The 8,167-nt window shown below is 35.7% G+C and carries 8 protein-coding genes; 4 read left to right on the forward strand and 4 right to left on the reverse strand.

Annotated features, from left to right (window positions below):
- Positions 1-17: 17 nt before the first annotated feature.
- The 3 genes from QA612_RS20075 to QA612_RS20085 all read right to left on the reverse strand — a co-directional run bounded on the left by QA612_RS20075 (position 18) and on the right by QA612_RS20085 (position 2,782).
- Positions 18-1,292 (reverse strand): MFS transporter, encoded by a 1,275-nt coding sequence (locus QA612_RS20075; RefSeq protein ID WP_278285613.1) that lies wholly within the window; start codon positions 1,290-1,292, stop codon positions 18-20.
- A 478-nt stretch (positions 1,293-1,770) separates the two neighbouring features.
- Positions 1,771-2,316 (reverse strand): hypothetical protein, encoded by a 546-nt coding sequence (locus QA612_RS20080; RefSeq protein WP_278285614.1) that lies wholly within the window; start codon positions 2,314-2,316, stop codon positions 1,771-1,773.
- A 34-nt stretch (positions 2,317-2,350) separates the two neighbouring features.
- Complete coding sequence (locus QA612_RS20085) at positions 2,351-2,782, reverse strand: DUF1284 domain-containing protein (protein WP_278285615.1); 432 nt, start codon at positions 2,780-2,782, stop codon at positions 2,351-2,353.
- Between the two features lie 326 nt (positions 2,783-3,108).
- Here QA612_RS20085 and QA612_RS20090 point away from each other — a divergent pair, with 326 nt between their 5' ends.
- Both QA612_RS20090 and QA612_RS20095 read left to right on the forward strand, forming a co-directional pair.
- Positions 3,109-3,354 (forward strand): hypothetical protein, encoded by a 246-nt coding sequence (locus QA612_RS20090; RefSeq protein WP_278285616.1) that lies wholly within the window; start codon positions 3,109-3,111, stop codon positions 3,352-3,354.
- A gap of 12 nt (positions 3,355-3,366) precedes the next feature.
- Positions 3,367-3,924 (forward strand): GNAT family N-acetyltransferase, encoded by a 558-nt coding sequence (locus QA612_RS20095; protein ID WP_278285617.1) that lies wholly within the window; start codon positions 3,367-3,369, stop codon positions 3,922-3,924.
- A gap of 136 nt (positions 3,925-4,060) precedes the next feature.
- Here QA612_RS20095 and QA612_RS20100 read toward each other — a convergent pair whose 3' ends face one another.
- Positions 4,061-4,939 carry a DMT family transporter gene (locus QA612_RS20100; RefSeq protein ID WP_278285618.1) on the reverse strand — a complete coding sequence of 293 codons (879 nt, stop codon included), beginning with the start codon at positions 4,937-4,939 and terminating at the stop codon, positions 4,061-4,063.
- Between the two features lie 235 nt (positions 4,940-5,174).
- Between QA612_RS20100 and QA612_RS20105 the strand changes: the two genes are divergently transcribed.
- Both QA612_RS20105 and QA612_RS20110 read left to right on the forward strand, forming a co-directional pair.
- The gene (locus tag QA612_RS20105; protein ID WP_278285619.1) at positions 5,175-6,410 is read left to right on the forward strand and encodes a DUF438 domain-containing protein; all 1,236 of its coding nucleotides are present in this window, start codon (positions 5,175-5,177) and stop codon (positions 6,408-6,410) included.
- A gap of 152 nt (positions 6,411-6,562) precedes the next feature.
- Positions 6,563-8,167, forward strand: a 1,605-nt coding sequence (locus QA612_RS20110) for a DUF2339 domain-containing protein (RefSeq protein WP_278285620.1), incomplete at its 3' end; no start/stop codon positions are given.

Below are 8,167 nucleotides of genomic sequence, written 5' to 3' on the forward strand. Positions count from 1 at the left end.
TTGATGTTTACTGAACTTTATGCTTCTTTGAGCTTTTCTTTATTAGGCTTGGTTGCTAGAAGCGCGCAAGCTAAGCCGATGACCGGAAAAATGAGTGACATCAGTAAAACTGGAGTATAACTTTGGAACAAATCAAACCCAAAACCAAAGGGTAGTGGACCGAGAGAGGACCCAACAACCCCGAAGGTTACACCTACACCATTAATACTACCAATATATTTTCGCCCAAAATAATTTGGCCAGATCACACTGGTGGAAATTCTCCCTAATCCATTAGCCACCCCCCAAAGTACGCCAAGTACAATCGCAACGAAATAATTTGTTAAAATTAGAAGGAGTAAAAGAACAAGAAATTCAATAATGAAAACGATGGCTAGTAAATAATTTGTTTTAATTTTTTCTGTAATAAATCCTGAGATAAATGACATAGGAATCCCTACAAAGGCCGTTAAGCTTAATACCATGGCAGCCACCGATGGTTCTAATTGATTCGACCCAAAGATAGAGATGATATGGAAGGTAATTCCTGTATTGATCATAGATGGGATTGCCACACAAATTAAAATCATCCAAAAGGCTCTTGTTTTCGTCGCTTCCTTTAATCGCCAACTTACCTCACTGATAGGAACGGGGACGCCCATTCCTGTACTTCTCTTGTTTTTCTCTTTCTTAACCTTCCCATCAGGAACAAGCCCCACATCTTCTGGTCTATTTCGTACTCCAAAAAAAGCAATAGGTACAAACAAAACTAAGATAGCAAATCCCCAAAACCTCCAAGCAAACTGCCAATCCCATGTCTCGATTAACCATGTATTAATTATGGGGAACAACATAGCACTAGCAAAGCTGGCTAATGAGACAAAGCTTACCGCCCGTCCCCTTTTTTCGATAAACCATTGAGCAACTAAAGTGTTTGGAATTAACCCCATACTACCTTGACCTAATAAACGAATGAGGAAGAACCCAATAGCAAACATCCACATGGAACTTACAATACTATTAAAAAAACAGGCAGCTGCTAAAGCAGTACTGGCGAATACCAACATGGTACGTTGTCCAAATCGATCTATATATCTTCCTACAAGCATCATAGAAAATCCTGCTATTAACGTAGCCACAGAGTATAATCCAGATACTTCGGTCCTAGACCAACCAAAGCTCTTTATGTATTCATCTACAAACATAGAATTGGAATAGGTTTGACCTGGTCCAGAAAAAAACACGCCCATGGCGGCAATCAAAACCATAAACCAACCATAATAAAACGTTTGAAAAATTCTATTGTTAACCATCACACACCACCAATTAATCTAATAAACAAGTTTTTGAAAACGAAGGAAGTAGTGAAGGATAAGAGGTGTAGTTAAAGAAACTAATAATCTATAATATAACACTTAAAAATAATAAATTCTAATGTTCCGTATTAGATTATGGTGAAAAATGATTAAATCTAGACGTTGATTTAATAAAAAATTTTAGTTCTTATAATAAGAGTTTTATATAACTCTTTTTTGAGATGAGAAAATACATTGGTGACCATAACTGGAGTGTGAAGAAAGCTCTATATTAGGCCGAAGATTATTGTTTTAGTAATGTATCCTAATTACTGTTTTTCCCACGACCAGAATACGTATCGTGGGAATGTTGTTTTTATTGGTACAATGAATGTTTACCCTTAAAGACACGTTGAGGGGCCCACGAAATTGTGAAATTTAGTTAATATTTAGGTTAGGTTTTTTAGAGGGAGAATAAAGTAGTATTGCACAGAAGTTATTGCTTTTCGTTGATTATTTCTAATACACTTTGATGTTGCTTCTGGACATTTGTTAAATGATTGATTTCACTCTTTAATTCGATCTTAACTTCATCTAGTTTTTTCATCATACTTCCGTAATAAAAGGCAACTTCCTTTCTCATTTCCGCTTGATCCCGCTTCATTTCCGCTTGTTCGGACTTCATTTCAGCTTGGTCCCGCCTCATTTCCGCTTGTTCGGACTTCATTTCCGCTTGGTCCCGCCTCATTTCCGCTTGTTCGGACTTCATTTCAGCTTGGTCCCGCCTCATTTCCACTTGTTCGGACTTCATTTCTGCTTGGTCCCGCCTCATTTCAGCTTGATCCTGCTTCATTTCCGCTTGGTCTCGCCTCATTTCAGCTTGGTCCTGCTTCATTTCAGCTTGGTCACTTTTCAGTTGAACAAGAGACTTTTTCATTTCGTCCTGATCGCTTTTGAGTTGAACAAGTGAACTATTCATTTCGGCTTGTCCTTGTGTCAAAGAATCTAGTCGCTGAAGAATCTGAGATAATACCTCTTCCATTGTTTTCACCTCCCTTTTCATTATTATATTACATCTAATTTTTTGATGGTATAGAATCTTTTAACTTATTTATTCCTTCCTTACAAACACCATATTGTAACCAGCTACATCCTTTACATAAATGATCGAGATCTTCCGGTTGTATTAGTCGAGCAGTCCATTCAACTAATAGACTTTTAGAGTAGGTCTTGTTCTCGATTAAACCAAGATGCTCTATGACCCGTCCATCCATTGCCTTTACATGGTCGTTTGAACCTTCGCTAGCAATACAAATTGTTCCACCATTATGTGGGCATGCTTGACACGTATCATCCAGATCCTTAACCACTTTTATTTGGAATTCCTTTTCTTCATTTCTAATGTCTTTGACTATTGCATCCATCTCTTTCACAAACTCTGGACTATAACCCATCCCCTGAAATCCATGTACGCATAGTAAATGATGCCCTCGTAATATCCGATCCATCTAACCTCTCCTGACCATATATTATAATTTAGTATTCTAATTATATAACAGGGACCATGTTCGTTACAGTTTTGTGAAAGTTCACACGCAAATGTTACTGCCTCCCCGATGCTTATTAACAACAACATGTATGAAAAGAGGGGAGACCTAGATGAAGAACTTATAGGCATTTATAGGGTTTAAAGATTTTTTTTTATTTTTAAGAAAGAACGGGCACGTAACTAAAACAAAGTATAGTATTTGAACATACCATAAATAGTAGAAGGTTTAATGATATTAATAAGCCTTTCTAAATGACAAGTTTATTATTGAGGAGGTTTTTTTACATGTCTGTCGACTATTATTATAAATTTTGTACAGAGCATATGCATAGAGAGGTGGAAATACGTGACCACCATGGAAAGGTATATGTAGGAACTATTGAGAGGGTCGATCGAGAAAAAGTATATATCCGACAAGGGGCAAGACCTACTGGTCATAGTGGACCGGGAGTGTTTTTCCTACCATTTGCAGCTGGGGTTTTAGTTGGTCTCCCTTTAGGAGCTATCGCTTTCGCTAGACCATATTATTAAAGGGTGCCTTCCATGAAAGATAAGTTAATAGGAATAAATAGCTTTGAATCAAAAAACTTTATTTTTCGAGGATTACATGAAGGTGATAAATACGATGTTTATCGCCTTTTCTCCGACGAAAATGTGATGAAATTAGATGAAAGTAATCCCGTTCAAAGTATTGAAGAAGTAGCAGATTATATTAATAAAGTCACAGAATTGAATCTTAGCCCTCAGTATATGATTTGGGGTGTAGAATTAAAACAAACAAATGAGATCATAGCAACTTGTGGATTCAAAAACTGGAATCGCCATAATCAACATGCAGAAATTGGTGGAAACTTATCCAGTCAATTTTGGGGGAAAGGCTATGCAAAAGAATGCTTAATAGCACTATTAAATTTTGCATTTCATGAGATGCAACTTAATAAAATCTATGGGCAAACAAATTGGAAAAACAAGCCTGCTATTAAATTGATGAGTAAATTTGGCTTTCAACAAGAAGGAATCTTGCGAGAACATCAATTATTGGATGATAAATATGAAGATGTTTTACTATTTGCTTTATTAAAAAGAGATTACATGGATTAGGTTTAGGAAGGTAGCAGTAGGCATTTAAAAATCAGTTCGTTCTAAACATGTTAATTGTTTTATGACACGGTACATTTTAAAGAGGAAGGGAGTAGGTTTAATCCCTTTCTCTTATTTTTTGTGCTAATGCAATTTTCTAAGCACCTGTTAGGGATATAATTACTGCTCCTATGAAAACGATGGTGGCTACAAACACGATCAGTTTTGAAATGACTTCTTCTTTTTTCATGAAAAAGGTTACGAGAATCACAGTTAGTACTGGATCAACGGCAAGAATGGCAACTGCATAGCTAACTGGAATAAAAGACACAGATAAGTAAAAAAACAAAAGTGCCAAGCTAGTTATAATACCTGTCCATATATATAATGGGTTCTCCTTTGCTGAATAGAGATGCTTACGAATTTTTCCTTTACTGCCTTCCACAAATGTCAAGATAACTAAAGCTGCTAGTGTTCCGACGAATACACCTAAAAAGGGGTTCGGTACATATTCCATTGCTTGTTTAGACATCCCTTGTCCTAATCCATATCCAAGTGCAGATAACAGAGAAATCATATACCCGACTCTCTGGACCTGTTGAGATTCTTCTTGAAAGAATTGAATTCCTAAGAAAAATAAGCCAATAAATATTAGGATAATTCCTATGAATGGCCACATTGTTATTTGTTCGTTAATAACAATGATTGCAAAAATAAAAGTAATTACTGGGGCAGAGTTTTTAATGGCAACAGCCTTTGATGACCCAATCTGTCTAATTCCTCTATACAATAATCCCCGGCCAAGGACATTTATAAATATTCCTGAAAGTATAAAGATGATGAGACCAAGAGGATCAAGGTCGAAGGGGATTTCCAATAGGAACAGTGACATCAACAATATAACCCCTAAGACCAATACGTTAATGAATGTAATGATCCATACCCCATTGTGCTCTGAATGCTTCATCCCCTTTTTCAAAAGGATGTTGGCGATGGAAAAAAATAGAGCTGACATAAAAGCCAAAGCAAATCCCATAAGGTATCCCTCGTTTTTTTAATAGCCTATGTGTTAATAGGAGTTTGTTGCACGTACGACGGGTTAGGTTGGATTGGATTAATGTGATTCATGGGGACGGTTCTCGTGACTTTATATTGAGATAGCATCGTGAGAACCGTCCCTATATTTTAGTGATTAGGGTCACCACCTTCCAAGTGAGATAGTGTTAGACTTCATATATTAAATGTACTTTATTAAGAAGGGGAGAGAATATATGAGTGAAATCATTAACAACCGTGAGCAGTCTTCTGTGGACCAGAGTTCGGAACGTCTTGAGTTATTGAAAACGATATTTTGGGATCTTTATAATGGTAAAAATGTAGATGAAGTAAAAGTATTTGTTGAAGAAAAATTAGGTAAAGTGACAATAAAGGAAGTTATTAAACTTTCAGAGTATCAACGGGAAATTTTAGAAGAAAGAAATTTGTCTAAAAGTGAGCTTGAAAGATTATCCGCGGCCCATTTAGCCATTGTTGAAGGAAACATAGTAGAGGTGGAATACCCTCAAGAAATACCGGGCCATCCTATTCATACTTTTTGTAGGGAAAATAGAGCAATAGAAAATTTACTACAAGAAAAATTGTTGCCCCATATAGAGAATTTTGCTAAAGAGGACTCTCCTGCCAATACATACACACTAATAGAAGACTGCAACCTCTTGTATGATATCGACAAACATTTTACACGGAAGGAGCAATTATTGTTTCCATACCTTGAGAAATATGGTATTAATGGTCCATCGGTAAATATGTGGAGATTAGATGATTATATACGTGATGCTATCAAGGAGACGAAGAAGCTGCTTGGGAGTTATCAAGGAGATAATGAGATCGTTCAGAATAGATTAAATTATATTGTGGAACAAGTAACCGCAATGATATACAGAGAAGAACAAATTCTCTTTCCAATGTCCTTGAGTCATTTAACCGAGGATGAATGGATAAAAATAGCTCATGAAAGTGATGAAATAGGGTTTTGTCTTACCGAACCAGCTGCGGTATGGAAGCCAGAACGCTTTAATATTGATGAGGAATCACACACAGAAGGATTCATTAAACTCGAAACTGGGGTACTATCCTTAAATCAATTGGAATTAATGCTTAATCATTTACCAGTGGATATTACGTTTATAGATGACAAGGATATTGTCAGGTATTTTTCCCATGGTAAAGAAAGAATTTTTGCACGTACCAAGGCAGTAATTGGACGCACAGTGCAAAATTGTCATCCACCTAAAAGTGCACATATAATAGAAGCTTTACTAGATGATTTCAAATCTGGAAAAAAAGATTCCGAGGATTTTTGGATTAAGTTTAAAGATAAATATGTCTATATACGATACTTTGCCGTACGAGATGAGCAGAATAAATATAAAGGTACACTAGAATTCACTCAAAATATTGATCCTATTCAAGCGATTGAAGGGGAAAAACGAATATTATCACTTTAAAACAACCACGGGGAGCTTCCCCGTGGTTTTTCATTAAGCCTTATGAACTAATTCTATTAGGGAAAAATTGACAACTTATTTATATATGATATAACAAAGAGAGAAAAGCCATCTTAGATTAGGAGCTATTATACCATTTGGAGGGTGCTCATATGGATGATTTTAAGCAAAGGCTCCAGAGAATTAACAAGGAGCAAGAAAAGCTTGCCATGGAAAGTAAAACTATTTTGCAAGAGTATGAATCTCATGATCTTCTTCAAGAAAACCAACAACTTCAAAAATCGAATGATGAGATCAAAAAGAGTATTCATGACTTGAAGGAAAAACAAAAGAAAATAGAAGCAGAAAATTCGAAGTTACGTCAAGCTCTTCAAGAACAAATGTTAGATGAAAAACGTAATATCCTAAAGGTGTCTAAAGCTAAATTAACTACATATTTTGGTCATCATACAGCTCCATATTATAATAGGCTTAAAAATTTTGAAGTAGAATCACAGCGTGAAATAAAACGGCTAATGGAGCTTGTAAGTGGAAATTTACAGAATGATAAAGAAGAAATCATTTCGAAATTAAAGCAAACATCTCTAGAAATAAAGGATCGAGTTGTTCAAAATCGAGAAATGTTAGCAAAGCAGGAAAAGGACTTACTTCAAGGTGTATCAGAGCATTACGATGAACTTGCAAAAGAAGAAATAACAGAAGAGGTAATGAAGAAACGGGTGAAAGAAAATCAGATTGAATTAAAAATCGGTCTGAACTGGATTAACAGGCTAGGTATTTTATTAATTATCCTTGGTGTAGGAGCAGCATTTCGGTATTCTTATGCCAATTGGTTTAATGATTACTTTAAAGGTGGAGGTTTTTTCGCACTTGGGATTCTAATGTTACTTGCAGGAGAGTTATTTTACCGAAAGGATAAACGAACATTTGCTTTGGGAATACTTGGAGGTGGGATCGCTGTATTGTATGGTTCTATTTTTTTCAGTTACTTTTTATTGGAAATCATAGGTCTTTATCCAGCATTACTATTATCGGTAGTTGTTACAGCAACAGCTGTTGCATTGTCTCTTCGCTATCATTCGAGAACAATATGTTCCTTTGGTCTAGTAGGTGGTTATTTTCCTCTCTATTCTTATATCCTCGCCTTCGGACTTGAAGGAAATGCAGTCTATGCTGCGATGGGTTATTTATTAATCTTAAGTATATCAATTCTATGGATTTCTTTCCAAAAGCAATGGAGTATTGTTCATTATATTAGTTTTTTATTTAATATTCCTTCTATGCTAGTGCTTATAGCCTTATCTAGTAATGATTTGATTAGTATGGGGTATTCTATATTAACCTTCTTAATCTACTTAGCTATTACAATAGTATTTTCTTTTAAACATAAAGTTTCCATGAAAACGGTGGATGTTGTACTTCTTGGGATTAATACGTTTATAAGTTGCACTATATTATATTACTTGTTTAACGCATTAGGCTGGAATGATTTAAGAGGTTTACTAGCGCTTATCTTTTGTGTTCTGTATATTGGGTTGGGAATGTTTATCGAACAAATCATACCGAAGGAAAAACAAACAAAGGTACTATTTTACGGAACAGCTCTAACCTTTGGAGTCCTAATTATTCCATTCCAATTTGGCGTTGAGTGGTTGGCGTTTGGTTGGTTAGTTGAAGCAGTCGTTCTAATGATTTATGCAAATAGAACGAAACTGAATGCCCTTGAAAAAGCAGGGTGGCTGATTTTTCTCCTTTGT

The sequence above is a fragment of the Evansella sp. AB-P1 genome, assembly GCF_029688925.1.
In the GTDB taxonomy this organism is placed as follows: Bacteria; Bacillota; Bacilli; order Bacillales; family Salisediminibacteriaceae; genus Evansella.

Excerpts from the sequence above, each read along its gene's own strand:
- QA612_RS20075 (WP_278285613.1), bottom strand. The coding sequence starts at position 1,292 with ATGGTTAACAATAGAATTTTTCAAACGTTTTATTATGGTTGGTTTATG.
- QA612_RS20080 (WP_278285614.1), bottom strand. The coding sequence starts at position 2,316 with ATGGAAGAGGTATTATCTCAGATTCTTCAGCGACTAGATTCTTTGACA.
- QA612_RS20085 (WP_278285615.1), bottom strand. The coding sequence starts at position 2,782 with ATGGATCGGATATTACGAGGGCATCATTTACTATGCGTACATGGATTT.
- QA612_RS20090 (WP_278285616.1), top strand. The coding sequence starts at position 3,109 with ATGTCTGTCGACTATTATTATAAATTTTGTACAGAGCATATGCATAGA.
- QA612_RS20095 (WP_278285617.1), top strand. The coding sequence starts at position 3,367 with ATGAAAGATAAGTTAATAGGAATAAATAGCTTTGAATCAAAAAACTTT.
- QA612_RS20100 (WP_278285618.1), bottom strand. The coding sequence starts at position 4,939 with ATGGGATTTGCTTTGGCTTTTATGTCAGCTCTATTTTTTTCCATCGCC.
- QA612_RS20105 (WP_278285619.1), top strand. The coding sequence starts at position 5,175 with ATGAGTGAAATCATTAACAACCGTGAGCAGTCTTCTGTGGACCAGAGT.